Below are 25248 nucleotides of genomic sequence, written 5' to 3' on the forward strand. Positions count from 1 at the left end.
CCATCCAGTCAGGCTTGAGCGTTCGTCATGCAGGGTTCATGCAGGGGTTCATGCGGGGGTGCGCACCGCGCGGGCCCGGACCCGCAGCGGGTCGAGCCGTCGCTGGAGCAGGACGAAGGCGCCCTCCACCAGCAGGGCGAGCACCGCGACCAGCAAGGCCCCGGCCACCACCTGCGCGGTGTCCGTGAGCCGGAAACCGGCCGTGATGACCCGGCCGAGGCCGCCGCCCCCGGGGAGCGCGGCGAGCGTGGTCGTGGCCACGACCTGGACGGCGGCGGACCGCACGCCGGTCACGATCAGCGGAAAGGCCAGCGGCAGCTCGACCCGGGCCATCACCTGACCGCCCGTCATGCCCATCCCCCGGGCGGCCTCGACCATGTCCCGGTCCACCCCGCGCATCCCCACATAGGCGTTGGTCAGCACCGGGGGTATCGCGAAGAGGACCAGGGCGATGATGGTGGGCCAGGAGCCGTGGGTACCGAGCGGGCTCAGCAGCAACAGCACCAGCACCGCGAACGTCGGCACCGCGCGGCCCGCGTTGGAGAGGTTGACCGCGAGGGCGCCCCCCTTGCCCAGGTGGCCGAGGAGCACGGCGACGGGCAGCGCGATGGCACACGCGATCAGCAGGCACACGGTGGTCAGGAAGAGGTGCTCCCCCAGCCGGTGCCAGACGCCGTCCGTGCCGGACCAGTGCGCGGCGGTCGTCAGCCAGTCCCACGTCCGTCCGATGACGTCCATCAGACCACCACCGCCTCTTCGGTCGCGCGGCGGTTCACCGCACGGCGGCCGGTCCGCGCCCAGGGCGTCAACAGCCGCTGGACGAACAACAGCAGGAGGTCGGCGGCGACGGCCAGCGCCACGCACAGCACCGACGCGGTGAGCACCTGCGCCTTGAAATAGCTGCGCATCCCCTCATAGACCAGATTGCCCAGGCCGCCGTAGCCGATGATCGCGCCCACCGTCGTGAGCGAGACGGTCGAGACCGTGGCGATCCGCAGACCGGCCATCAGCGCGGGAACCGCCAGAGGCAGTTCGACCCCGAAGAGCAGCCGTATCGGCCCGTACCCCATGCCGCGCGCGGCTTCGCGGGCCTCCTCCGGCACGGCGGCGAGGCCGGCCAGGATGTTCCGCACGAGGATCGTCAGCGAATAGAGCACCAGGCCCGTCACCACGACGGCCGCCGACAGGCCGAACACCGGCACCAGCAGCGAGAACATGGCCAGCGAGGGCACGGTGTACAGAATCGTGGTCATGCCGAGCACAGGGCCCTCGAACGTCCGCCAGCGGCGGGCGAGCAGCGCCAGCGGGAAGGCGACGAGCAAGCCGATCGCGACGGACACCAAGGTGATGCCGACGTGCTGGAGCGTGGCGTCCGTCAGCTCCTGGCCGCGCGTGCGCACGTACTCGCCGCAGAACCAGTCGTTGGCGATCAGGCAGTTCTGACCCGCCATCCGTGCCTCACCTCCCCCTCGGCTTTCACGGTCGGTCACTGGCGACCCTAACCCGGAGCACTGACATTCGCCTCCGACCGGGGTCCAACGGCAACAATGTTCGAAGGACAGTACGGCGACAATGGGGAACCATGATCCGCTTCGAGCACGTCACCAAGCGCTACGCCGATGGCACGGCCGCCGTGGACGACCTCTCCTTCGAGGTCGCGGAGGGCGAGCTGGTCACGCTCGTCGGGCCGTCGGGCTGCGGCAAGACCACCACGATGAAGATGGTGAACCGGCTGATCGAGCCCACGAGCGGACGCATCCGGGTGGCCGGCGAGGACATCGCCGGCGTGGACCCCGTCGAGCTGCGGCGCCGCATCGGCTATGTGATCCAGCAGGTCGGCCTCTTCCCCCACAAGACGGTCCTGGAGAACACCGCGACCGTCCCCCATCTGCTCGGCTGGCAGCGCAAGCGGGCCCGCGAGCGGGCGGCCGAGCTCCTCGACCTCGTCGGGCTCGACCCGTCCGTCTACGGCGACCGCTACCCCGACCAGCTCTCCGGCGGCCAGCGCCAGCGCGTCGGGGTCGCCCGGGCGCTCGCCGCCGACCCGCCCGTCCTCCTGATGGACGAACCCTTCGGCGCCGTCGACCCGGTCGTGCGGGAACGGCTGCAGAGCGAGTTCCTGCGGCTGCAGTCACAGGTGCGCAAGACGGTGCTGTTCGTGACACACGACATCGAGGAGGCGGTCCGGCTCGGCGACCGCATCGCGGTCTACGGCCACGGGAAAATCGAACAGCTTGACGCCCCGGCGGTGGTGCTGGGCGCGCCCGCCACGCCGTACGTCGCCGACTTCGTCGGCGCGGACCGGGGGCTGAAGCGGCTGTCGGTGACGCCGATCGAGGCGGGGGACCTGGAGCAGCCGCCGGTGGTCCACCTCGACGACCGGCTGTCCGACGCGCGGGCGCGGCTCGCCGTGGACGACGCGCGCTGGGCCGTCGTCCTGGACGACGCGGACCGGCTGCACGGCTGGGTCTCCGCCGACGCGATCGCCTCCGGCGCGGGGACGGCACGGGTGCGGGAGCGGGCGCGGCGGATGGACGCGTGGTTGCCGCTGGGGGCTTCGCTGAAGCAGGCGTTCAGCACGATGTTGCAGCATGACGCGGGGTGGATCGCGGTGCTCGATGGTGATTCCGCGGACCACTTTCTGGGGGTCCTCACGCCCGCGCGGCTGCATGCCGCCTTGCGGCGGAGCATCGAGGCGGACGCGCGGGGGGCCTCTCGGAGCGAGGCCGTCGTCGAGACGGTGCCGGGGGCGTAGGAGCGTTCTTCGGGTGCGGGCCGGTGGGCGGGTTTGTGCCCACCCGTTCCGCCCTGCGGAACGCCTGCCCACAAACCGGTCAGGCCCTCGACGTCCCCGGGCCGCCCTCGTCGTCCTCGTCCTCCGGGAGTTTGCAGACGCGTTCCATGAAGAAGGCGGCCGCTATCACGCAGGCGCCTGCCAGGACGGACGCGCCCGCGTAGATCGCCTGGTCGCGGTGGGCGGGGACGTCGAGGCCGGCCATGAGGAGGAAGGCGCCCACTCCGCCGTACATGCCCGCGACCAGGGCCGCGACCAGGGCGCTGGCCTGGCCGAAGACGACCGCTCGCGCGGCCACCAGGGGGTCGACGCCCTTCGCGCCCGGCCGGCGCTCGCGCTGGGCGCGCAGCCGGGCGCGCAGGGACAGGGCCGTGGCGAAGAGGACCACCGCGATGACGGCCAGCACGATGGGCGCCGCCACCGGCACGCTGGGCAGCGTGCCGAAGGAGTCCCACAGGCGGGCGGCGGCCCATGACAGGACCCCGGCCACGGCGAAGAGGCCGGCCAGCACCCCGATCCGAAGTTGCTTCACCGAGCTGTCGCCCCTCTTCGTCATCCGGAAAAACTACGTAGGCCCAACGGCTACTCGGGCAGCCGCAGTTCCAGGTCGGCGCGCGGCTCCACGCCCTCACGGCCGATACCGGCCAGCAGCTCGCTCACCGAACCGTGGCCCGGGACCACGGCCTCGGGATCCACGTCGTACCACGGGGCGAGCACGAAGGCACGCTCGTGGGCGCGGGGATGCGGCAGTGTCAGCACCGGGTCGTCGGAGACGACGTCCTGGTACGTGACGATGTCGACGTCGAGCGTCCGGGGGCCCCAGCGCTCGTCCCGCACGCGCTCGAAGGCCTCCTCGATCGCGTGACCGCGCTCCAGCAGGGAGTCCGGCGGGAGCGTGGTCTTCACCAGAACCACCGCGTTGAAGTACGACGGCTGGGTGCCCGGCTCTACGCCCCAGGGCTCCGTCTCGTAGACAGGGGAGACGGCTTTGACGCGCAGGCCGGGGGTGTCCTCCAGGGCGTCGATCGCGCCCTGGAGGGTCTCCAGGCGGTTGCCCAGATTGCTGCCGATGGAGATCACGGCGCGCTTGGGGTTGCTCAGGGTCACATCGGCCGCGTCCACTCGCTCCACCACGGAGGCGGGAACCGGCTGCACGGTCGGGTCGCTGCTGCTCATACTCGGCTCCGGGTGATAGTGATCGTCACATCGTCGAAGGGAACGGTGATGGGAGCGTCCGGCTTGTGGACGACGACCTCCACCTCCCGGACCGCCTCGTGCTTGAGGCACTGCTGGGCGATCCGCTCGGCGAGGGTCTCGATGAGGTCGACGGGCTCGCCCTGGACGACATCCACGACCTCCTCGGCCACGATGCCGTAGTGCACGGTCTTCGCGAGGTCGTCGTCGGCCGCGGCGGGCCGGGTGTCCAGGCTCAGCACCAGGTCCACGATGAAGGTCTGGCCTTCTTCGCGTTCCTTGGGGAACACCCCGTGGTGGCCGCGAGCCTTCAAGCCGCGCAGCGCGACACGATCCACACGAATCAGCTCCTGCTGGTTGTCGGTAAGGACCCGCCTTCGACCGGGTTGCCCACCTTCGAATCTACCTGCGGGCACCGACAGCGCCCGACCTCGGGTGCCGGGCGGTTCGCGCCGCGCTTACCCGAGAGTCACGTGCTCAACCCCTACCCGGGCGTCGAGCAGCTCGAACGAGTGGCCACTTTTCCTCACACTGACGTGTGGCGCCGTGACGACCGTCACGTACCCGGCTCGGACGAGTCGTCCTCCTCCTCGTCCTCGCGCCCCGCGAGCACGGGTGAGCCGTGGTGGGACCACACCTTCCAGCCGTCGCCCACGCGCCGGAAGACATTGGTGGCCACGACGAGCTGGCCGACCAGCGGGCCGAGCTCGCCCTCGGTCTCCGAGGGGGCGCCGCTGAGGATGTTCTCCGTGCAGGTGACCAGGGCCGTGTCGCCGACGACCGCGATCTCCACATCGGTGAGGAAGAACTGGATGTAGTCCGTGCTCGCCATGATCAGGGCGTAGGAGCGCAGCACCTCGCTCCGGCCGCGCAGCACGGGCCAGCCGGGGTGGACGCAGGAGACCTCGGTACCGGGGTCGTCCAGCCAGAGCCGGTCCATGGCGGCCGTGTCGCCGCGCTCCATCGCCTCGTAGAGGGCGGTGTTCGCCAGCTCGACCCGCTCGGCGTCCGTGCGGGCGGCGCTCACTCGGCCCCCTCGGCGGCGTGCCGGCCGGCGGCGGGCGCGGCGGCCGCCCGTTCCACCGCCCGGATCACCCGGACGGCGTCGGCGCTGGCCCGTACCTCGTGGACCCGGACCGCCCAGGCGCCCTCGCGCGCGGCGAGCGCCGAGACGGCGGCCGTGGCGGCGTCCCGCTCGCGGGCCGGCGGCGGATCGGCCTCGGGCCCGGCGAGCACCCGGCCCAGGAAGCGCTTGCGGGAGGCGGCCACCAGCATCGGCAGCTCCAGCTCCCGGTGGAACCGGTCGAGCCCGGCCACCAGGGCGAGGTCGTGCTCGGCGTGCTTGGCGAAGCCCAGGCCGGGGTCCACGACGATCCGGTCCGGCTGGATGCCGCCGTCGACCACCGCGTCCAGCCGCTGCCGCAGCTCCTCGACGACGTCGCCGACCACATCGGGGCCGTAGACCGCGCGGTTGTTCATGTCGGCGCTGAAGCCGCGCCAGTGCATCACCACGAACGGCACCCCGGCGGCGGCGACCACCGGCACCATCGCGGGGTCGGCGAGGCCGCCGCTGACGTCGTTGACGAGTACCGCGCCCGCCTCCACGGCGGCCTCGGCGACGGTGGCCCGCATGGTGTCCACCGAGACGACCACGCCCTCGCCCGCCAGCTCGCGGACGACCGGGACCACCCGGCGGAGCTCCTCCTCCTGGTCGATCCGCACCGCGCCCGGCCGGGTGGACTCGCCGCCCACGTCGACCAGGTCGGCGCCGGCGGCGGTGAGCTCCAGCCCCCGCTTGACCGCCAGCGCGGTGTCGAACCAGTGACCGCCGTCGGAGAACGAGTCGGGAGTGACGTTCACCACACCCATCACCGCACAGCGGTCCCACTCGGGCAGTCCGACCGGCCCGATACGGCCGCGCAACGTACTCATGGAACCAGCCTAGGGCGTGCGACGAGGCCGGTGAACGACGCGACCCCTCCCCGGCGGGTGGCCGGGGAGGGGTCGCGGGGCGGTATCGGCGCACGTCACGCGGCGCGCGTGACCTCGCTCTGCTCGGGAGCCTCCTGCTCCAGGACCTCCTCCGGCGGGGCCGGTCGGCGGCGCAGCAGTCGCGGCAGCTCCAGGAAGCCCTCGGCCTGCATCATCGCGAAGCCGATGCGGGGCAGGTCGCGGCTGTTGGGGAAGACGATGAAGCGGGGCTCCCAGCGGGGCCGGAACTTCTCGTTGAACTTGTACAGCGACTCGATCTGGAACCAGCGCGAGAGGAAGATCAGCACCGCGCGCTGGATACGGACCACCGGGCCCGCGCCCAGCTTGCCGCCGCGCTCCAGGGCGGAGCGGAAGAACGCGAAGTTCAGCGACAGGCGCTTGATCTTGAGCTCGGGCGCGGCCTGGAGGAAGGCCACGATCAGCAGCTCGTTCATGCCCGGGTCGGCGCTGCGGTCGCGGCGCATCAGCTCCAGCGAGCTGCCGTCCTTGCCCCAGGGCACGTAGTGCTGCATGGCGCGGAGGTCGCCGAAGGGGAGGTCCTCGCCCTCCTCCGGGTCCTTGTGGGCGGTCGCGATGATCGCGTCCAGGTCCTTGGGGTCGCCGATGCGGCCCAGGGCCATGGAGAAGCCGCGCTCGTCCTCGGTGTCGCGCCAGGCGTTGGCGGCCTTCTGGACGGCCTCCAGCTCCTCGGGGGTCAGGTCACCGACGCGGCGCACCTTGGTGGAGTAGCCGTTGCGCTCGATGCGCTTGACCATCTGGCGGACGTTCCGCATGGAACGGCCGGTCAGGCTGAAGTCGGCCACGTCGACGATGGCCTCGTCGCCCATCTCCAGGGCGTCCAGACCCGTCTCACGGGTCCACACCTCACCACCGGTCTCGCTGCAGCCGGCGACGGCCGGGGTCCAGGAGTGGCGCTTGGCCAGCTCCATGAACTTCTCGATGGCGCCCGGCCAGGCCTCGACGTCACCGATCGGGTCACCACTGGCGAGCATCACGCCGGAGACGACGCGGTACGAGACGGCGGCCTTGCCCGACGGGGAGAAGACGACGCTCTTGTCGCGGCGCAGGGCGAAGTGGCCGAGCGAGTCGCGCTCACCGTGCTTGGCCAGCAGCTCGCGCAGCTTGTCCTCGTCCTCCTCGGTGAGGAGGGGGGCCGGGTAGGCCGGGCGGAAGGCCAGGAAGGCGGTGGTGAGGACGGTCAGCAGACCGAGGGCGCCCAGCGAGTAGCCGACGGTGTAGTCGACGTGGTCGGTGTAGCGGATCGAGCCCTCGAAGCCGACGAGGCCCCAGAGGACGTGCTCGATCTGCTCCAGCACCGGCGGGTCGCCGATCATCTTGTTGGCGTGGGAGCCGACGATCACCCAGCCGAGGCCGAAGCTGACGCCGCCCATGATGATCAGGTTGGCCAGCGCCTTCCAGCGGCTGCGGGAGTCCGGCAGCGCGGCGAAGGACTTCTTGTGCCGGAGGAGGTAGACGAAGAGCAGCAGGGAGAGGGCGCCACCGATGTAGGAGTGGCGGTAGAGCAGCTGCGCGGCGGCACCGATGGGCAGCAGGATCACGGCGGCCAGCCATGCCTGCTGCTTGGCGCGCTTCAGGCCGTGGGCGATCATCAGCAGCAGAATGCCGACGATGATCGAGCCGGCGGCCGCCAGCTGGGTCACGGAGCCGGGCAGCACCTCGGAGAGGGCGTGCACCCTGCTCCACCGGAACCGGGGGATGACCCCGGCCGCGATGTCAGCGAGGCCGATCAGGGCCCCGATCGTGCCCACGACGGCAGGCACGTTCTCGGGCTTGGGCCCCTTGATAAGACGCGCAAGCCCCGCGAGCCTCTTCGACCCCGAAGGAACCTCGTCGGACTTTTTGCCATCTACCCTGACAGACATCTCTTCCCGTCGTCCTGTCGAGTGGGCCTGCGCCACTTGGCGGCAGCACCCGGACAATGTGCGCCCTGTAGGACGACGGTTTCGGGGTTGAGGTTCCGTGGGGGGCCGAGCCCGGAAAGAAGTAACCATTCCGCGACCCCGCGCGCCGGGGGCGCTCGGCAGAAAGCACCTCATGGGTCTCACCAGCATGGCAGTACTGATCATTGCCATCGTGGCTGCGGTCGTGCTGTTCGCATTGACCATTTGGCTCTGGCCCCGCCTGGGCAAGAAGGGCATCGGCTCCGTTCTGGCCCGCGTCGGCATGATGATCGCCACGCAGCTGTCGCTGTTCGCGGCGATCGGCCTCTGGGCCAACCAGTCCTTCGGTTTCTACGGCTCCTGGGCCGACCTCTTCGGTCAGGTCAAGAACGAGGGCGTGGTGGTCGACCACAGCGCCGGGGCCAAGCGGGTGCAGGTGGTCAGCGCCCAGCAGGTCAAGGTGCCGCGCGGCAATGTGCCCCGCGTCGGCGGCAAGATCGAGAAGATCAACATCGTGGGCCCCGAGTCCAAGATCAGCAGCCCGGCGTATGTCTACCTGCCGCCGGAGTACTTCCAGCCGCAGTACGCCAACAAGACCTTTCCCGCCTCCGTCGCGCTGACCGGCTACCCGGGCACCGCCGAGGCGCTGATCCAGGGTCTGGACTACCCGGTGCGGGCGCACAAGCTGGCCAAGGACAAGAAGATGCAGCCCACCATCCTGGTGATGATGCGTCCCACCGTCGCCCCGCCGCGTGACACCGAATGCATGGACATACCCGGCGGCCCGCAGACCGAGACGTTCTTCGCCAAGGATCTGCGCAAGGCCATCTCGGAGCACTACCGCGTCGGCGACAAGGCGAAGAACTGGGGCATGATCGGCGACTCCACCGGCGGCTACTGCGCGCTGAAGATCGCGATGCGCCACCCCGACGCGTACAGCGCGGCCGCCTCGCTCTCCGGCTACTACAAGGCCCCGCAGGACCCGACGACCGGTTCCCTCTTCGGCGGCAGCAAGCAGCTGGAGCAGGAGAACGACCTGCTGTGGCGTCTGAAGAACAAGAGCCTGCCGCCCGTCTCGCTGCTGGTGACCACCAGCAAGAAGGGTGAGCACAACTACAAGGACACGATGAAGTTCATCGACATGGCGGCGAAGTCCCCGACGCGTGTCTCGTCGATCGTGCTCGACAGCGGTGGTCACAACTTCAACACGTGGCGGCGTGAGCTGAACCCGACGCTCAAGTGGATGGGCAGCCGGCTTTCCGCCTAGCGGCTTTTCCGGGTGGGGGGCCTTGTGCCGTCCGCCGGCCGCGGGTCGTTCTTGGCTGAGCGCGCAGTTCCCCGCGCCCCTTACGGGGCGCACCCACCCGGGAAAGACTTCGGGGCCCGTCTCGTGACGGGCCCCTTTCGTATGTCCCGCGTCAGCGGGACATGATCAGGCTCATCGCCTCGGCGCGCGTCGCTGGGTCGCGGAGCTGGCCGCGGACCGCCGAGGTCAGGGTCTTGGCGCCGGGCTTGCGGATGCCCCGCATGGACATGCACATGTGCTCGCACTCGATGACCACGACGACGCCGCGCGGCTCCAGGATGTCCATCAGGGAGTCCGCGATCTGCGTGGTCAGGCGCTCCTGCACCTGCGGGCGGCGGGCGTAGACGTCCACCAGCCGGGCCAGCTTCGACAGGCCCGTGATCTTGCCGGTCGTCGAGGGGATGTAGCCGACGTGCGCCACACCGTGGAACGGCACGAGGTGGTGCTCGCAGGTGCTGTACACCTCGATGTCCCGGACCAGCACCATCTCGTCGTGCCCGAGGTCGAACGTGGTGGTCAGCACGTCCTCCGGCTCCTGCCAGAGGCCGGCGAATATCTCCTTGTACGCGCGTGCCACTCGTGCCGGCGTCTCGCGGAGACCCTCCCGGTCGGGGTCCTCACCGACCGCGATCAGCAGCTCGCGGACGGCGTTCTCGGCCCGCTTCTCGTCGAACTCGCCGATCGGGCCCTCGGCCTCCAGCGTCACCGGGTCGGTCATGGGCTTGCCTCGTTCTCTCGTACGTCGTCGCGCCGTGTGCGGCCCCTGCGGAGCTCTTCGGACCGCGCGCAAAAGCGCGATGCCGCGCCCCCAAGGCTAAAACCTGGGTGACGCGGCATCCATTCCGGGCCCTTCGCGGGGCCCGGGGGGCTCAGCTCTCCGGCGTGGCCGGGCTGTCCTTGGTGAGCTCCACCGTGTCGACGGGGGCGGCCCCGTTGCTGGGGGCGAGCTCCTTCGGGGAGAGCACCGGCGGGCGGGTGGAGGGCGTACGGCGCGAGGAGCCGGTCCACGCCGGGCGGGCCGGGCGCTTCACGACGTGGCGGAAGATCTCGGCGATCTCCTCCTTGTTCAGCGTCTCCTTCTCCAGGAGGGCCAGAACCAGGTTGTCGAGGACGTCACGGTTCTCGACGAGGATCTCCCACGCCTCGTTGTGCGCGGTCTCGATGAGCTTCTTGACCTCTTCGTCGACCAGCGCGGCGACCTCTTCGGAGTAGTCCCGCTGGTGCGCCATCTCGCGGCCCAGGAAGGGCTCGGAGTTGTCGGAGCCGAACTTGATCGCGCCGAGGCGCTCGGTCATGCCGTACTGGGTGACCATCGCGCGGGCCGTGGCGGTGGCCTTCTCGATGTCGTTGGCCGCGCCCGTGGTCGGGTCGTGGAAGACGAGCTCCTCGGCCGCGCGGCCGCCCAGCATGTAGGCCAGCTGGTCGAGCATCTCGTTGCGCGTGGTGGAGTACTTGTCCTCGTCGGGCAGGACCATGGTGTAGCCGAGCGCGCGGCCCCGGGACAGGATCGTGATCTTGTGAACCGGGTCGGAGTTCGGGGAAGCCGCCGCGACCAGGGCGTGTCCGCCCTCGTGGTACGCGGTGATCTTCTTCTCCTTGTCGCTCATGATCCGGGTCCGCTTCTGCGGGCCGGCCACGACGCGGTCGATCGCCTCGTCCAGCGCGTGGTTGTCGATCAGCTTGCGGTCGCTGCGGGCCGTCAGCAGGGCGGCCTCGTTCAGGACGTTCGACAGATCGGCACCGGTGAAGCCGGGGGTGCGGCGGGCGACGGCGGCCAGGTCGACGTCGGGCGCGACCGGCTTGCCCTTCTGGTGGACCTTGAGGATCTCCAGACGGCCCTGCATGTCCGGACGGTCGACGGCGATCTGCCGGTCGAAACGGCCCGGGCGCAGCAGCGCCGGGTCGAGGATGTCCGGGCGGTTGGTGGCGGCGATCAGGATGACGCCGCCCTTGACGTCGAAGCCGTCCATCTCGACGAGCAGCTGGTTGAGCGTCTGCTCGCGCTCGTCGTGACCGCCGCCGAGACCGGCGCCGCGGTGGCGGCCCACCGCGTCGATCTCGTCGACGAAGACGATGGCCGGGGCGTTGGCCTTGGCCTGCTCGAAGAGGTCGCGGACGCGGGAGGCGCCCACACCGACGAACATCTCGACGAAGTCGGAGCCGGAGATCGAGTAGAACGGGACGCCGGCCTCGCCGGCGACGGCGCGCGCGAGGAGCGTCTTGCCCGTTCCGGGCGGGCCGTAGAGCAGCACACCCTTGGGGATCTTGGCACCGACGGCCTGGAACTTCGCGGGCTCCTGGAGGAACTCCTTGATCTCCTGGAGCTCCTCGACGGCCTCGTCGGAACCGGCCACGTCGGCGAAGGTGGTCTTGGGGGTGTCCTTGGTGATCAGCTTGGCCTTGGACTTCCCGAAGTTCATCACCCGGGAGCCGCCGCCCTGCATCTGATTCATCAGGAACAGGAAGACCACGACGATCAGGACGAAGGGCAGCAGCGAGAGCAGCACCCCGACGAAGGGGTTCTGCTTCGACGTCGAGACGTTGTAGCCCTCGGGCAGCGTCTTCGGGTCGTCGTCATCGGCCTTGGCCTGGAGGTCCTTGGAGATCTCCACGCCCTGGTCGCCGATGTAGTTGGCCTGGACCTTGCTGGAGCCCTTGATCTTCTGGCCGTTGATCAGCTCGATCTTGATCTTGTTCTCGTCGCCGGTCGTCAGCTCGGCCGATTTCACCAGGTTCTTGTCGATCGCGTGCACGACCTGGCTGGTGTCCACCGACTTGTAGCCGCCGGACGAGCCGACGACCTGCATCAACACGACCACGGCGAGGACGGCCAGCACGATCCACATGACCGGCCCACGGAAGTAGCGCTTCACGTCCATCCATACGGGGCGCTCGGCGCCCCGTCCCTCCTGCCACAGTGAGGCACGGTCACCCCGGATTGAGGTGCCTGTGCGTGCGGTGTCCTGCTCGACCTTGAAAGCTTGGCTCGAAGGCCTGAAAAAGGCTGACCTTCGGACGGTACCCCAGCATTGTCACCCGACGCCGCCGCGGACGGTCAACAAACCCGCCCTCGCATGCTCCAACGGCGGGAAACCGGGAAGGGTTCCCGGCCACCGGGTTCACCCACCGGGTTCACCACCGGGGTACCGGCTCCACGACGGAGCGTGCTCAGCCGCCGTAGACGTGCGGCGCGAGCGTGCCCACGAAGGGCAGGTTGCGGTACTTCTCGGCGTAGTCGAGACCGTAACCGACGACGAACTCGTTGGGGATGTCGAAGCCGACCCACTTCACGTCGATGGCCACCTTCGCCGCCTCCGGCTTGCGCAGCAGCGTCACGACATTGAGCGACTCCGGCTCGCGCGAGCCCAGGTTCGACAGCAGCCAGGACAGCGTCAGGCCGGAGTCGATGATGTCCTCGACGATCAGGACGTGCTTGCCCTTGATGTCGGTGTCCAGGTCCTTGAGGATGCGGACCACACCGGAGGACTGGGTGCCCGCGCCGTAGGAGGACACGGCCATCCAGTCCATGGTGAGGGGGGTGGACAGGGCGCGCGCCAGGTCCGCCATCACCATCACGGCGCCCTTGAGGACACCGACGATGAGCAGGTCCTTGCCCGCGTATTCCGCGTCGATCTTCGCGGCCAGCTCGGCCAGCTTCGCGTCGATCTCTTCCTTGGTGATGAGCACCGACTTCAGATCGGTGCCCATGTCCTTCTCGTCCACCCGCGCCACTCTCGCTCGTTCACGACCTTGTCGGGCCCGCGAGACGCGCTCCGCCCCGCTCGCATCAGCCCTGCCGGAGGACCAGTCTGCCACCCTGCCTGCGAACCGCGACGCGCCCGGGGAGATTGATGGCCCCCTGGCCGCGCCAGCCGGTGATCAGGCGGTCCACTTCCTCCAGGTGCCGGGCGAAGAGCGAACCGGCCGGGGAGCCCGCCGCGATGGCCGCCCGGCGCAGCACCCGGCGACGCACGGCGGGGGGCAGGGCGTAGAGCTTGGCGACCTCGAGATCGCCGGAGTCGTCGCGCACGGACGGCTCCACGGCGGCCGCCCAGGAGTCGAGGGCGTCGGCGTCGTCACGGGAGAGCTGGGCCGTCCGGGCGAGAGCCTCGACCACGCCCTTGCCCAGCGCCTTCTCCAGGACCGGCAGCGCCTCGTGGCGCACCCGGGAGCGGGTGTAGGCCGGATCGGCGTTGTGCGGGTCGTCCCAGACGGGCAGGGACTGGACCATGCAGGCCTTCCGGGCCGTCTGCCGGTCCAGCCCGAGGAAGGGCCGGCGGTAGCGGCCGCCGACGCCGGAGGCGGTGGCCATGCCGGACAGCGAGCGGATGCCCGAGCCCCGGGCGAGCCCGAGCAGCACCGTCTCGGCCTGGTCGTCACGGGTGTGGCCGAGCAGGATCGCGACGGCGCCGTGGCGGTCGGCGACGGCGTCCAGCGCGGCGTAGCGGGCCTCACGGGCGGCGGCCTCGGGGCCGCCCTCCCGGCCGACGTCGACGCGGACGGCCTCGACGGGGTCGAGGTCGAGGGCGGTGAGACGGCTCACGACCTCGGCGGCGCGGAGGTCGGAGCCCTGCTGGAGGCCGTGGTCGACGGTCACGCCACCGGCCCGGACCCCGAGGCGGGGGGCCTCGAAGGCGAGGGCGGAGGCGAGCGCCATGGAGTCGGCGCCACCCGAGCAGGCCACCAGCACGAGCGGGGGCTCGCCGGCGCCCTGGGGCGAGGAGGTGGTGGGGGCCAGGGTGAGGACGTCGTGGAGAACGCGGCGGACCGCCAGGCGTATCGCCGCGACCGCGGGGTGTGGACCCATGTCCGTGTGTCCAATCGTTCCATGGGAGGGGGTGCCGGAGCCGGCGCCGGGGGGCTTGCCGACTCCGAGTATCCGTCACGCTGTGTGCGTCGATGGTGACAGAGACGAGCCTTTACCCGAGCATCGCACGCCCACCCTTGGCACACGGTCCCTCGGAAGGGTGATTACGGGAGCGTTCATCCGGTAGCAGGGCGTGACGGGGGTGGACGGAATCACCCGTCGGCCCGTCCGTGCACCCGTGCGACCCAGTCCGCCGGTTTGGCGATCTCGGCCTTGGTCGGCAGCGTGTTCGGGGACGTCCAGACCCGGTTGAAGCCGTCCATACCGACCTCGTCGACCACCGCGCGTACGAACCGCTCGCCATCACGGTACTGCCGCAGCTTGGCGTCCAGGCCCAGCAGCTTGCGCAGCGCCGCGTCCAGACGCCCGGCACCGGTGGCCCGCCGCTTCTGGAACTTCTCCCGGATCTCGGCCACCGTCGGTACGACCTGCGGCCCCACGCCGTCCATCACATAGTCCGCGTGGCCCTCCAGCAACGACATCACGGCCGTCAGCCGCGCCAGGATCTCCCGCTGGGCCGGCGTCTGGACCAGCTCCACGATGCTCCGGCCGCCGCGCTCCTCCCCGTCCGCGGGCCGGCCGCCCGCCAGCGACTGGGCCGCCTCCCGGATCCGCTCCAGCAGCGTCGCCGGATCGACCTCCGTCTCCCCCAGGAACCCCTGGATCTCCCCCTCGATGTGGTCCCGCAGCCACGGCACCGCCGTGAACTGCGTCCGGTGCGTCTCCTCGTGGAGGCACACCCAGAGCCTGAAGTCGTGCGGGGCCACGTCGAGCTCGCGCTCGACCTGGACGATGTTCGGCGCCACGAGCAGCAGCCGGCCGCCACCGGCCGGGGACCCCGGCAGGTCGCGCGTCACCGGCGCGAACGTCTCGTACTGGCCCAGCACCCGGGACGCCAGGAACGACAGCAGCATCCCCAGCTCCACGCCGGTCACCTTGCCGCCGACCGCGCCCAGCACCGCCCCCGCCGGGGCGTTCGCGCGCTTGTCCTGCATCTTCCCCAGCAGCGGGCCGATCAGGGCCCGGAAACCGGCGACGTTCGCCTTGACCCACCCCGCGCGATCCACGACGAGGACGGGCGGCTGCGCGCCGCCGCTCCCCTCCGGGTGCGTCATCCGGGTGAACGCCCGGACGTGTTCCTCCGACGCGATCGCGTGCCGGCGCAGCTCCGCGACCACGTCGCGCGCCTCGTCCCGGCTGACCTCCGGCCCCGGCCGTACGAGCCGACTCGCGGTCGCCACCGCGAGCTTCCAGTCGACCATCTCCGTACCACCGACGCTCGTCATGCCTTCACCGTACGTGGTGGGAGTAGGCGGGGAGGAGGGCTTTAAACCGGGGCCGGCTTTAAACCGGGGCTCCGCCCCGGATCCCGGTCGTTCGCGGTCCGCTACGTCCCGGCCAGCGCGGACGCGCAGCGGTCCAACGCCCGCTGGGCCGCGTCCGCGTCCGTCGTCCCCGAGGCCAGGAACGCGAAGGCCAGCAGCCGCCCGCCCGGCGTGACGACCGTCCCGGCCAGCGTGTTCACGCCCGTCAGCGTGCCCGTCTTGGCCCGTACGGCCGCGCGGCCCGCCGCGTCGCGCGGGTAGCGGTCGCGCAGGGTGCCGCTGAAGCCCGCCACGGGCAGCCCCGTGAGGACCGGCCGCAGGGCCGGACGGCCGGGCTCCGCCGCCCGGGCCAGCAGCAGGGCGAGGAACTCCGCCGACGCGCGGTCCGCGCGGTCCAGGCCGCTGCCGTCGACGACGCGGACGGCCGGCATCGGCAGGCCCAGCGCCGCGAGCCGCTCCGTGACGGCCTGCGCCGCGCCCTCGAAACTCGCCGGCTTGCCCGAGGCGAGCGCCGTCTGCCGCGCCAGCGCCTCCGCGATGTCGTTGTCGCTGTTGGTGAGCATCCGCTCCACCAGCGCGGACACCGGCGCGGACGCCACCGACGCCAGCCGTGCCGCCGCCTTGCCCTCGGCGCGCCCCTCCCCCGGCTCGCCGTCGACGTCCACGCCCTTCTCGCGCAGCAGCGCCGCGAACTTCCGGGCCGCGTCCGCCGCCGGTTCGGCCGTACGGTCGGCGGGCCCGTGGTCGGAGTCGTCGAGGCGCCCCTCGTTGACCATCAGGGGGCTGACGGGGGCGATGTTGTCGTTGAGCCCGATCGTGTGGAGCACGGGCCCGGAGTAGCGCGAGACGTCGTACGCCACCTTCACCCGCCCGGTGGTGCCGCGCGCCTTGAGGGCGCGGGCCGTGGCCTCGGCCAGGTCGCCGAGGCCGGCCGCGGTGAGCGTGGGGTCGCCGCCGCCCACCAGGACGACGCCGTCGCCGCCCGATGCCATCACGGTCGTCTCGATGCGGTGCTCCGGCCCCACCGCCGACAGGGCGGCGGCCGCCGTGGCCAGCTTGATCGTGGACGCCGGGGTGTACGCGTCCGACTGCGCCACCCCGTACAGCCGCTCCCCGGTCGTGGCGTCCACGACGGCGGCCGCGTGGTCGGCACCCAGCGCGGAGTCCTTCAGGAGGGGGTCCAGGACGGGGGCCAGTTCCTCCGCCGGGCCGCCGGCGGGGCGCTTCCCGGCGTCCTTCAGGCCCGCGAGCACCGGCGGCGCCGCGCCCGGCGCGCGTTCGCCGTCGGCGTGACGGACGCCGCCGGACCGTGCCGGGGCAGCGGCGAGGTCCCGTTCGGCCTTACGCTGACCCCCGTCCCAGGGCCCGGCGGCTGTCACAGCGCCGGTCGCCAGCGCCAGGCCGGCCACGGCGGACACGGCGGCGAACCGTACGGTTCGCCGTTGTTCGCGAGAGGCGTCCCGCCACCACCCGACCTGCCGGCGTCCGGCCTGCGGCACCACGGACCAGCCCCTTTCGCCACCACACTCCTGCGTGGGGGACACTTAATCACCAGACGTATGTGTTGATCAGAAGGAGCCACCCGTGGAGTTCGACGTCACCATCGAGATCCCGAAGGGTTCGCGGAACAAGTACGAGGTGGACCACGAGACCGGTCGCATCCGTCTGGACCGCCGACTCTTCACCTCGACCAGCTACCCGGCCGACTACGGCTTCGTCGAGAACACCCTCGGCGAGGACGGCGACCCGCTGGACGCGCTGGTCCTTCTCGACGAGCCGACCTTCCCCGGCTGCCTCATCAAGTGCCGCGCCATCGGCATGTTCCGCATGACGGACGAGGCCGGCGGCGACGACAAGCTGCTCTGCGTCCCCGCGAACGACCCGCGCGTCGAGCACCTCCGTGACATCCACCACGTCTCGGAGTTCGACCGCCTGGAGATCCAGCACTTCTTCGAGGTCTACAAGGACCTGGAGCCGGGCAAGTCCGTCGAGGGCGCGGACTGGGTCGGCCGCGCGGAGGCCGAGGCGGAGATCGAGGCGTCCTACAAGCGCCTTGAGGCGTCGGGTGGGGCCCACCACTGACGCACTGACGTGCACCTGGTGAATGCCGGGTCGGCCTGAGGCCGGTCCCGGCACCGTCGGACACCGCCGTGGTGGCAGAACGCCGCCGCGGCGGTTTTGGCGTACCCAGGGGTGCCGAAGCGAGGTCATGCGGCTGCGGGCCGTCCGTGGCCGGTCGCGCAGTTCCCCGCGCCCCTTCGGGGCGCGGCACCGCTCAGAAGCCGCGCGTGCGCTTCGCCGCGCGGCGGGCCGCGCCCTCGCCCGGGACCTTCAGGAACATCCGGGACATCTCGCTCCCCAGATTCACCCCGATCGCGATGGCCAGCGCCAGCGCCGCCGCCTTCGTGATCGCCGAGATCCCCGTGTTCAGCTCGTTCTTCGCGAAGTTCAGCAGCGCGAAGTACGTGGCGCTACCCGGCAGCAGCGGGCCGATCGCCGCCGTCACGTACGGCAGCGCGGACGTGTGGCGGTAGCGCGACAGCAGCTGGCCGAAGAGGCCGACGAGGCCGGCCGCGATCGCCGTGGCGGGCACCGGGTCCAGCCCCGCCGTGTCCGCGAGCGCCCCGTAGACGACCCACGCGACCCCGCCGTTCAGCGTCACCAGCAGCACGGTGTGACGTTCCTGCTGAAGCAGCAGCGCGAACGCGAACACCAGCAGCATCGCCGCCACGATCTGGATGACCGGCCGCTCCCGGTGGACCAGCGCCGCCTCCGGGTTGAGCGTCTTCCCGCCGACGTGCACACCCCCGTACAGCACGACCAGCACACCGCAGACGATGCCCGCGATGAGGTAGCCGACCTCCAGCAGCCGCGCCGCCGCCGTGATGTAGAAGCCCGTGAGCCCGTCCTGGACGCCCGCGACCAGCGCCCGTCCCGGGATCAGCGCGAACAGCCCACCTGTGATCACCGCCGACGCCTGGACGGGCGTACCCGTGGCGCTCAGCGCCACGCCCATCGCCGCGGGCGGCATCGCCGCCGCCACGAACTGGTAGAACTCCGGCAGCCCCCGCCCCGACGCCAGCCACGCCAGCCGGTCGCCGAGCATCGCCCCGGCCGCCGCCGCCAGGAACACCACGAGCCCACCGCCCACGAGCAGGCTCGCCGCGCCCGCCAGCAGCCCGGAGGCGAGGGTGAGCGCCCAGCTCGGGTACGGGTGACGGTTGCGGCGTATCTCGGCGAGGCGCCCGTACGCCTCCTCCAGGGTCAGCCCCTGGGTGGTGATGTCGTGGACGAGCCGGAAGACCGCCGCCAGCCGGTTGTAGTCCGTGCCGCGCCGGCGCACCGTCCGGTTGGCGGTGACCGGGTCGTCGATGAGCGAGGGCTGGTAGCTGACGGTCAGCAGCGTGAACGTGACGGTCGGCTCGCAGCGCGCCAGCCCGTACGCGTGCGCGACGCCGAACATCGCCGCCTCCACGTCCTCGGCGCCCTCGCCGCCCGCGAGCAGCAGCTCACCGATGCGCAGCGTCAGGTCCAGCACACGCGGCACCGGCGGCCCGGGCTCCTCCGCGTGCTTCTCCGGCCGCTCCGGCACCGGCCGCTCCAGGACCGGCATCCGCAGCATCGTGCGCATCCGGTCCTGCCAGGGCGCCTCCTTGGTCAGGCTGACCTTGGGTATCCCGTACGGCGGGGTGTAGGCGGCGTACGATGCGGCAGCGCCCTCGGCGCCCTTCGTCCCGCCCTTGCCGGCGCCCTTGACGACGCCCTTGGGGAGGGCGAATTCCGACGTGGGGTGGTCGTCCTCGGGCGGCGGGGGCGGCAGGGGCACGCCCAGGGGCGGGGTGAAGGCGCTGTGTGCTTCGTCGGACTGCGGTTTGCGGTCCTCGGTGCCCCGGTCGGGGTCACCGTCCTGGCTCGCCGTACCGCTTCCCCGCTGGCGTTCCACCACCACGTACTCCTCGGTGCGTCCCTCCGGTTACGGCCAGGATGCACGCAGGGCGAGGGGCCCGCGCACCGGGGGCGGGAAAAACGGAGCGACGGGCTCCCTGACGGTTCCCTAATGTGCCGTTAACGGCGGGAAGGTGCCGCGTTTCCGCGTCAGCGCTGGGGGTGGTGGGGGTGCTGGGGGTGCTGGGGGCGCTCCTGGCCGTCGTCGTAGCCGCCGTTGTCGTAGGCGCCGCCGTCGTAGCCGCCGGCGTTGCCGCCATTGTTGTAGCCGTAGGCATTGTTGCCGTAGCCGCCCTGGCCGTAGGCGTTGTTGCCGTAGCCGCCCTGGGGGTGGGGGTACTGCTGGGGCTGGGGCTGGGGCTGAGGCTGGGCCTGGGGGTGGGGGTGGGGGTACTGCTGAGGCTGGGACTGACCCTGGCCCTGGGGGTAGGGCTGAGGCTGGGCCTGGGACTGGGGGTACGCCTGGGTCTGCTGGGGGTACGGCTGGGGCTGCGAGTACGTCTGGGGCTGGGGCTGGCCGTAGCCGCCGGAACCGTAACCACCGCCGTAGCCGCCCTGGCCGCCCTGGCCGCCCTGCTGGCCGCCATAGCCGCCGCCCTGCCCGGCATATCCGCCCTGGCCGGCGTACCCGCCCTGGCCCCCGTAACCGCCGGCCGCGGCGTAGCCGCCCTGCCCGCCGTAGCCGCCCTGGTTGCCATAGCCGCCACCCTGACCGCCCTGACCGCCCTGGTTCCCGTACCCGCCGTCGGGGCCGCCCTGAGCCTGGCCGCCGTGACCGTTACCGTGCCCCTGACCGTTACCCTGCCCGTGCCTGGGGCCGTCCTCGCCCAGGCCGAACCCGCCCCAGTCGAACCCGTCGTCCGACGGCGTGGCCGGAGCGGGCGGAACGGACGCGGCCTCCTCCGCCGCGGCAGCGGCCGCCTTCTTCGACTTGGACCGCGCCCGCAGGAACTCGATGGCGATCGGCACGACCGAGACCAGCACGATCGCGACCAGCATCAGCTCGATGTTCTTGTGGACGAACTCGATCTTGCCGAGCGCCGCGCCCAGGAGCGTCACCCCGCCGCCCCACAGGGCGCCGCCGATGACGTTGAAGATGAGGAACGAGCGGTAGTTCATCCGGCTCACGCCGGCGATGATCGGCGTGAACGTCCGGATCACGGGCACGAAGCGCGCCAGGATCAGCGACTTCGGCCCGTGCTTCTCGAAGAATTCATGGGCCTTCTCGATGTTCTCCTGCTTGAAGAGCTTCGAGTCCGGCCGCCTGAAGAGCGCGGGGCCGACCTTGCGGCCGAAGAGATAGCCGGCCTGGTCGCCGAGGATCGCCGCGACGATCACCAGGGCGCACACCGCCCACAGCGGATACTTCAGCGCGTTCGTCGTGACCAGCAGACCGGTCGTGAACAGCAGCGAGTCGCCCGGCAGGAAGAAGCCGATGAGCAGGCCCGACTCGGCGAAGACGATGGCCAGGACGCCCCACAGGCCGAATTGGCCGATCAGGTAGTCCGAGTCCAGCCACTGGGGGCCGAGCGCGAGAGTGGTGGGAGTCACGGTTGACGGTCTCCTGGGTGGAGGGCGCAGGCTCGTTGCGAGGCCCGGGCACAGGCGGGGGAGGCGGTGTGCCGCCCGAGGTTACCAACGCGCCCGCGACGACCCCGGTTCCAGACGGCCCCCGGCACCCCTCCCGGGGCGCGCACGCCCGCTCACGTGCCGTTATGTTCCGTGTACACCCGAACGGCGCAACCCCGCCGCCCCCGCGTGCGTCCCGAACGGCGAACGGCAAAACTGCACACACATACGGAGGTGGATGCATGGGCATCGACGAGTACGGCGGCGGCCAGCAGTCCCAGGACGTCCTGGTGGTCACCACCAACGACGTGCCCGGCTTCCGGGTCGACCGCGTCATCGGCGAGGTCTTCGGCCTCACCGTGCGCTCCCGGCACATCGGCAGCCAGATCGGCGCGGGCCTGAAGTCCCTCGTCGGCGGCGAGCTCAAGGGCCTGACCAAGACCCTGGTCGAGACCCGCAACCAGGCCATGGAGCGACTGATCGAACAGGCCCGCGCCCGCGGCGCCAACGCGGTGCTCATGTTCCGCTTCGATGTGACGGAGGCCGCCGACGTCGGCACCGAGGTCTGCGCCTACGGCACGGCCGTGGTGATCTCCCCGCACGCGTGATCAGCTGCGGCGGATCGCGTTCGCGAGGATCGCGTCCCGCAGGAAGGCGGCCATGCCGGGCCTGATCGACTCGTACGTCGCGGCGAACCGCTCGTCCGCGACGTACATCTCGGCGAGCCCGGCGTGGATCTCGTACGAGCAGTCGTAGAAGGACTCGCCGATCTGCCTCCGGTGCTCCTCCGCGAGAGCCATCGCCTCCTCCGACTCCGGCGCCGCGCCGCTCTCCATGAGCGCGGCGATCCGCGCGTTCAGCCCGTCGGCGGCGGCCTTGATCCGCAGCCAGTCCTCCTTCGTGTACGCGGCGGCCCGGCGCTGCGACTCCTTGTACGGGTCCGTGCCGCCCCAGCGGCGTTCGGCCTCGGCCGCGTGGGCGTCGGGGTCGAAGTCGCCGAAGACCTCGAACTTCTCCTCGGGGGTGAGCTTGATGCCCATCTTTCGCGCCTCCATGGCGTGCTCCACGGCGGCGGCCATGCGCTGGAGCCGGTCGATCCGGCCGGTCAGCAGCTCGTGCTGCCGCCGCAGGTGCTCGGCCGGATCGGCGTCCGGATCGTCCAGCAGCGCCGCCACCTCGTCGAGCGGAAACCCGAGCTCCCGGTAGAACAGGATCTGCTGCAGCCGATCGAGATCGTCATCCTCGTACTGCCGGTGCCCCGCGTGACTGCGGCCGGACGGGAGGAGACCGATCTCGTCGTAGTGGTGCAGCGTCCGAACGGTCACGCCGGCGAGGGCGGCGACCTGTCCTACGGAGTAGCTCATGGCTCCCCGCTCCTTTCGTTCCTTGCACGCTCCACGGTGGGGGCTCACGCGGCGTGAGGTGCAAGTCGCGGGGCACCGCGAGTCGGAGAAACGGTCCGTCGTCACCCGGGTGGGTGGCACTACGTTCGGGTGTGGGACACCCGTCTGCCATCTCGTCCACCATCCGGTTCATGAGAGCCACACCGGAGAACTGGATGTACCCGCCCGCGGAGGGCTGGACGTACGACCAGGTGAAGGACCTGGCCTTGCCACGCGACTGGGAACTGCTGGGCGGAAAGATCGCGGTACGAGGGAGAACAAGCTGGTGGCACGACCAGGTCCGGGACGGGATCTACTACTCGCTGAGGAACGCAAAGCGCGAACCGTTCACCGTCAACATCGAGCGGTCGACCATGATCGACGAGAGCCACGCACCAACGCCTGATGTCGTGGTCTTCGACAAGCGTGGTCTCGATCTCCGGACCCTGGATTGCACTCCCGCCGGAAAGGCAGTGCTGGCAGTCGAGGTCGTCTCTCCCGGCTCGCGCGCAGAAGACCACTACTACAAGCATGCCCTGTACGGCTACGCGAAGATCGACCACTACTGGCGCGTTGAGCGCGGCGAGGACGATCTACCCGTCGTGCACGAGTTCTGGCAGCACCAAGAGGTGAACTGGTATATCCCCAGGCCCGAGCGCCCCACACACACCGGCACTCTCAAGACCGAAGTCCCCTTCCCCATCGAGATCGATCTCCGCAGCCTGATCGAGGTCTGACCAGCCCCGCGTCACTTCTCCGCCGTCGCGTAGAACTGGCGGGCCCAGTGGCGGAGTTCTCCGATCGGACCATCGCCGCGTTGCAGGCGGGGGTGGGGGAGATAGCGCTTGTTGTGCCAGATGGTGATGTCCTTGCGGACGTCGTGGGTGAGCCAGGTGAGGCCGAAGCGGGCCAGGAGGTGGGAGGCGACGGCGAGGGGTGGGTCGCGGAAGCGGTCCGGGACAGCCCAGGGGACCGTGATCGCGCACCCGACGAAGACGCGGAACTGCGTCCGCCACGGCCCCGTCGGCGTGGGGTTCACCCACATCCGCATCGACACCCCGAGCGCCGGGATCTCCGCCTCGGCCAGCACCAGCCCCAGCCCGAACTGCCGTACCGCGTAGTCCACCGGCACTATGCCGACCAGCGGAAGGCTGCGCCGCGCACGCACCTTCGCCGTACGGACCGGGCCGTCCGTCCTCGCGGTGACGAGCTCCTTCGTGTCCACGAAGCCGTGGATCGGGCCCTTGTGGCCGTAGTCGGAGATGTTTTCCGCCACTTCCTGCGGGTGGGTGTCCGCCTGCAGGGTGCGTTGCACCGGCGTGCTGAAGCCCGGTTTCGGCAGCTCCGGTAGCTGCCAGTCGGGCGGCGCCCCCGTCTCGTCGTACCAGACGCAGATCATGCCGTTGACCTCGCACACCGGCAGCAACGTCAGGGAGAGCTCCGGTGGATGCGGGCCGTACGGCGAGCGCCGGCAGGTGCCGTCCAGGCCGTAGGCGAAGCGGTGAAAGGGACAGACGAGGTATTCACCGTCCACCGTGCCGCCATGGCCCAAGTGGGCTCCGAGATGCGGGCAGTGCGGACGGATCGCCCGTACCCGCCCGCCACGGGTGCGGTAGAGGACGACGTCCTCGCCCGCCAGCCGCCGGGTGGCGACCGTGCCGGCCTTCAGCTCACGGGTCGAGCTCAGACAGAACCAGCCCCGTGGATAGGGCAGCGGGGCGGGCGCGTTCGGGTTCCCCTCCACATCACCATGCTGCCGCCCGTCAAGGTGGCTCAAACAGGACTTTTGTGTATTTCAGTGGGATGTCGAGGCGTACGGCCGTTATCGGGGCCCTGGAGGGACATGGTGCGTAAGTTTTCTGATCGCGAGGCCGAAACCACGCTGGCTTGGGATCGTCGTATGCGGTAGCGACGGGAGTAAGTACGAGAGGACTCATCCGATGACGTACACGCGCCCACGGCCCATGGCGTGGCAGTACTGCGGCGAGCAGATCAAGCTCTGGCGGAACCTCGCCGGAGTCAGCCGCGAGACGCTGGCCAAGGAGGCCGGATACGGCTGCGAAACGATCGCTTCGGTGGAGCAGGGGCGGCGACGGCCGGCGGTGCATCTGCTGCGCATCGCCGATCAGCTCTGTGGGGCGAAGGGGTTGCTGCGGGCGGCGGAGAAGTATCTGGAGCCCGAGCAGTTTCCGGAGCGCAGCCACGACTACATGCGGTACGAGGCGGAGGCGATCGCCATCAGCTCGTATCAGCCGATGCGGATCCCCGGGCTGCTCCAGACGGAGGAATACGCACAGGAACTGATCAGCAGTTGGTGGCCGCCGCTCGACGACCAGACCGTTGAGGTACGTGTCGCGAACCGGATGAAGCGCCAGGTTCTGCTGGACAAGCAAACGCACGTTTTCAACTACGTGATCGGAGAACCCGCCCTCCGGTACCCGATCGCGAGCAGGGAACAGCACCAGCGGCAGCTGCGCCATCTGCTGACGATGAGCAAGCGTCGCAATGTGACGATCCAGGCTCTCCGTTTCGACGGCATCCCCGTCGGCATGGACGGATCATTGATCCTGCTCGAGACACCGGATCACAAGCATTTCGCTTACGAGGAAGGGCAACTGACCTCCTCCTTGACCGCCGAGCCGGACAAGGTCAGTCAGGCGACGCAGACGCTCGCACGCATCACTCAGCTGGCCATGAGCCCGGGCGAATCGGCAGCCTTCATCGAGGAATTGGCAGACACGCAATGAAGTGGTTCAAGTCGAGCTTCAGTGCCGGTGACGGCAGCGAATGCGTGGAGGTCGCCACCTCCCCGCACGCCGTCCACGTCCGGGACTCGAAGCTCGGGTCCGACGACAGCCCCCGAATATCCGTCCCCAGGGCCTCCTGGGGAACGTTCCTGCAGCACCCGAGCTTCGGGACTCGGGATTCGAGCGCCTTCTCTTAGGAATGGGAGGTGGGTTCAACCCGCCCTCC

General features: G+C 70.6%; 25 protein-coding genes. 7 read left to right on the forward strand and 18 right to left on the reverse strand.

Annotation, left to right across the window (positions count from 1 at the left end; all coding sequences use genetic code 11):
* Positions 1 to 48 precede the first annotated feature (48 nt).
* Both ACX9I7_RS21925 and ACX9I7_RS21930 read right to left on the reverse strand, forming a co-directional pair.
* Complete coding sequence (locus ACX9I7_RS21925; RefSeq protein ID WP_459388268.1) at positions 49 to 738, reverse strand: ABC transporter permease; 690 nt, start codon at positions 736 to 738, stop codon at positions 49 to 51.
* Positions 738 to 1451 (reverse strand): ABC transporter permease, encoded by a 714-nt coding sequence (locus ACX9I7_RS21930; RefSeq protein WP_358632456.1) that lies wholly within the window; start codon positions 1449 to 1451, stop codon positions 738 to 740. The genes ACX9I7_RS21925 and ACX9I7_RS21930 overlap by 1 nt, the downstream gene beginning before the upstream one ends.
* 131 nt (positions 1452 to 1582) lie before the next feature.
* Between ACX9I7_RS21930 and ACX9I7_RS21935 the strand changes: the two genes are divergently transcribed.
* Positions 1583 to 2755 (forward strand): ABC transporter ATP-binding protein, encoded by a 1173-nt coding sequence (locus ACX9I7_RS21935; protein ID WP_387573577.1) that lies wholly within the window; start codon positions 1583 to 1585, stop codon positions 2753 to 2755.
* A 79-nt stretch (positions 2756 to 2834) separates the two neighbouring features.
* Here ACX9I7_RS21935 and ACX9I7_RS21940 read toward each other — a convergent pair whose 3' ends face one another.
* The 6 genes from ACX9I7_RS21940 to ACX9I7_RS21965 form a co-directional block, all read right to left on the reverse strand.
* Positions 2835 to 3326, reverse strand: a complete 492-nt coding sequence (locus ACX9I7_RS21940) for a DUF3180 domain-containing protein (protein ID WP_387573660.1) — start codon at positions 3324 to 3326, stop codon at positions 2835 to 2837.
* Between the two features lie 50 nt (positions 3327 to 3376).
* On the reverse strand, positions 3377 to 3970 hold the full coding sequence (gene folK, locus ACX9I7_RS21945; RefSeq protein WP_358632450.1) for a 2-amino-4-hydroxy-6-hydroxymethyldihydropteridine diphosphokinase: 594 nt from the start codon (positions 3968 to 3970) through the stop codon (positions 3377 to 3379).
* A complete protein-coding gene (gene folB, locus ACX9I7_RS21950; protein ID WP_126915341.1) occupies positions 3967 to 4326 on the reverse strand; it encodes a dihydroneopterin aldolase in 360 nt (119 codons plus the stop codon). The genes folK and folB overlap by 4 nt, the downstream gene beginning before the upstream one ends.
* A 218-nt stretch (positions 4327 to 4544) precedes the next feature.
* Positions 4545 to 5015 (reverse strand): nuclear transport factor 2 family protein, encoded by a 471-nt coding sequence (locus ACX9I7_RS21955; protein WP_189457018.1) that lies wholly within the window; start codon positions 5013 to 5015, stop codon positions 4545 to 4547.
* Positions 5012 to 5920, reverse strand: a complete 909-nt coding sequence (gene folP, locus ACX9I7_RS21960) for a dihydropteroate synthase (RefSeq protein WP_459388269.1) — start codon at positions 5918 to 5920, stop codon at positions 5012 to 5014. The genes ACX9I7_RS21955 and folP overlap by 4 nt, the downstream gene beginning before the upstream one ends.
* A gap of 95 nt (positions 5921 to 6015) precedes the next feature.
* Positions 6016 to 7863 (reverse strand): phosphatidylglycerol lysyltransferase domain-containing protein, encoded by a 1848-nt coding sequence (locus ACX9I7_RS21965; RefSeq protein ID WP_387573572.1) that lies wholly within the window; start codon positions 7861 to 7863, stop codon positions 6016 to 6018.
* A 172-nt stretch (positions 7864 to 8035) separates the two neighbouring features.
* Here ACX9I7_RS21965 and ACX9I7_RS21970 point away from each other — a divergent pair, with 172 nt between their 5' ends.
* Complete coding sequence (locus ACX9I7_RS21970) at positions 8036 to 9148, forward strand: alpha/beta hydrolase (protein ID WP_459388270.1); 1113 nt, start codon at positions 8036 to 8038, stop codon at positions 9146 to 9148.
* A 151-nt stretch (positions 9149 to 9299) separates the two neighbouring features.
* Here ACX9I7_RS21970 and folE read toward each other — a convergent pair whose 3' ends face one another.
* The 6 genes from folE to dacB all read right to left on the reverse strand — a co-directional run bounded on the left by folE (position 9300) and on the right by dacB (position 16797).
* Complete coding sequence (gene folE / locus ACX9I7_RS21975) at positions 9300 to 9905, reverse strand: GTP cyclohydrolase I FolE (protein WP_189457022.1); 606 nt, start codon at positions 9903 to 9905, stop codon at positions 9300 to 9302.
* A gap of 151 nt (positions 9906 to 10056) precedes the next feature.
* A complete protein-coding gene (ftsH, locus tag ACX9I7_RS21980) occupies positions 10057 to 12066 on the reverse strand; it encodes an ATP-dependent zinc metalloprotease FtsH (RefSeq protein WP_126915335.1) in 2010 nt (669 codons plus the stop codon).
* Between the two features lie 289 nt (positions 12067 to 12355).
* Positions 12356 to 12895, reverse strand: a complete 540-nt coding sequence (gene hpt, locus ACX9I7_RS21985) for a hypoxanthine phosphoribosyltransferase (RefSeq protein WP_126918123.1) — start codon at positions 12893 to 12895, stop codon at positions 12356 to 12358.
* Positions 12896 to 12974: 79 nt separating this feature from the next.
* Positions 12975 to 13994: a tRNA lysidine(34) synthetase TilS gene (gene tilS, locus ACX9I7_RS21990; RefSeq protein ID WP_459388271.1), complete on the reverse strand. Its 1020-nt coding sequence runs from the start codon at positions 13992 to 13994 to the stop codon at positions 12975 to 12977.
* A 212-nt stretch (positions 13995 to 14206) separates the two neighbouring features.
* Positions 14207 to 15340, reverse strand: a complete 1134-nt coding sequence (locus ACX9I7_RS21995) for a zinc-dependent metalloprotease (protein ID WP_459388272.1) — start codon at positions 15338 to 15340, stop codon at positions 14207 to 14209.
* Positions 15341 to 15441: 101 nt separating this feature from the next.
* On the reverse strand, positions 15442 to 16797 hold the full coding sequence (gene dacB / locus ACX9I7_RS22000) for a D-alanyl-D-alanine carboxypeptidase/D-alanyl-D-alanine endopeptidase (RefSeq protein ID WP_459388273.1): 1356 nt from the start codon (positions 16795 to 16797) through the stop codon (positions 15442 to 15444).
* A gap of 166 nt (positions 16798 to 16963) precedes the next feature.
* Here dacB and ACX9I7_RS22005 point away from each other — a divergent pair, with 166 nt between their 5' ends.
* Positions 16964 to 17461, forward strand: a complete 498-nt coding sequence (locus ACX9I7_RS22005) for an inorganic diphosphatase (protein WP_126915332.1) — start codon at positions 16964 to 16966, stop codon at positions 17459 to 17461.
* Positions 17462 to 17654: 193 nt separating this feature from the next.
* On the opposite strand, the gene ACX9I7_RS22010 is transcribed toward ACX9I7_RS22005, so the two are convergent.
* Entirely contained in the window at positions 17655 to 19325 is a 1671-nt protein-coding gene (locus tag ACX9I7_RS22010) for a threonine/serine exporter family protein (RefSeq protein WP_387573563.1), read from the reverse strand.
* A 149-nt stretch (positions 19326 to 19474) separates the two neighbouring features.
* Positions 19475 to 20875 carry a DedA family protein gene (locus ACX9I7_RS22015; RefSeq protein ID WP_459388274.1) on the reverse strand — a complete coding sequence of 467 codons (1401 nt, stop codon included), beginning with the start codon at positions 20873 to 20875 and terminating at the stop codon, positions 19475 to 19477.
* Between the two features lie 260 nt (positions 20876 to 21135).
* On the opposite strand from ACX9I7_RS22015, the gene ACX9I7_RS22020 reads away from it, so the two are divergent.
* On the forward strand, positions 21136 to 21501 hold the full coding sequence (locus tag ACX9I7_RS22020) for a YbjQ family protein (protein ID WP_387573559.1): 366 nt from the start codon (positions 21136 to 21138) through the stop codon (positions 21499 to 21501).
* Here the strand turns inward: ACX9I7_RS22020 and ACX9I7_RS22025 are convergent, their stop codons facing one another.
* On the reverse strand, positions 21502 to 22257 hold the full coding sequence (locus ACX9I7_RS22025) for a MerR family transcriptional regulator (protein WP_387573557.1): 756 nt from the start codon (positions 22255 to 22257) through the stop codon (positions 21502 to 21504).
* A gap of 170 nt (positions 22258 to 22427) precedes the next feature.
* Between ACX9I7_RS22025 and ACX9I7_RS22030 the strand changes: the two genes are divergently transcribed.
* Complete coding sequence (locus tag ACX9I7_RS22030; RefSeq protein ID WP_459388275.1) at positions 22428 to 23012, forward strand: Uma2 family endonuclease; 585 nt, start codon at positions 22428 to 22430, stop codon at positions 23010 to 23012.
* An 11-nt stretch (positions 23013 to 23023) separates the two neighbouring features.
* Here the strand turns inward: ACX9I7_RS22030 and ACX9I7_RS22035 are convergent, their stop codons facing one another.
* Positions 23024 to 24019, reverse strand: a complete 996-nt coding sequence (locus ACX9I7_RS22035; RefSeq protein ID WP_459388276.1) for a Rieske 2Fe-2S domain-containing protein — start codon at positions 24017 to 24019, stop codon at positions 23024 to 23026.
* Positions 24020 to 24215: 196 nt separating this feature from the next.
* On the opposite strand from ACX9I7_RS22035, the gene ACX9I7_RS22040 reads away from it, so the two are divergent.
* Together ACX9I7_RS22040 and ACX9I7_RS22045 are read left to right on the forward strand one after the other, a co-directional pair.
* A complete protein-coding gene (locus ACX9I7_RS22040) occupies positions 24216 to 25022 on the forward strand; it encodes a helix-turn-helix domain-containing protein (RefSeq protein ID WP_459388277.1) in 807 nt (268 codons plus the stop codon).
* The gene (locus tag ACX9I7_RS22045; RefSeq protein WP_189457040.1) at positions 25019 to 25219 is read left to right on the forward strand and encodes a DUF397 domain-containing protein; all 201 of its coding nucleotides are present in this window, start codon (positions 25019 to 25021) and stop codon (positions 25217 to 25219) included. The genes ACX9I7_RS22040 and ACX9I7_RS22045 overlap by 4 nt, the downstream gene beginning before the upstream one ends.
* Positions 25220 to 25248: the final 29 nt, after the last annotated feature.

Source organism: Streptomyces sp. L500, assembly GCF_054551825.1.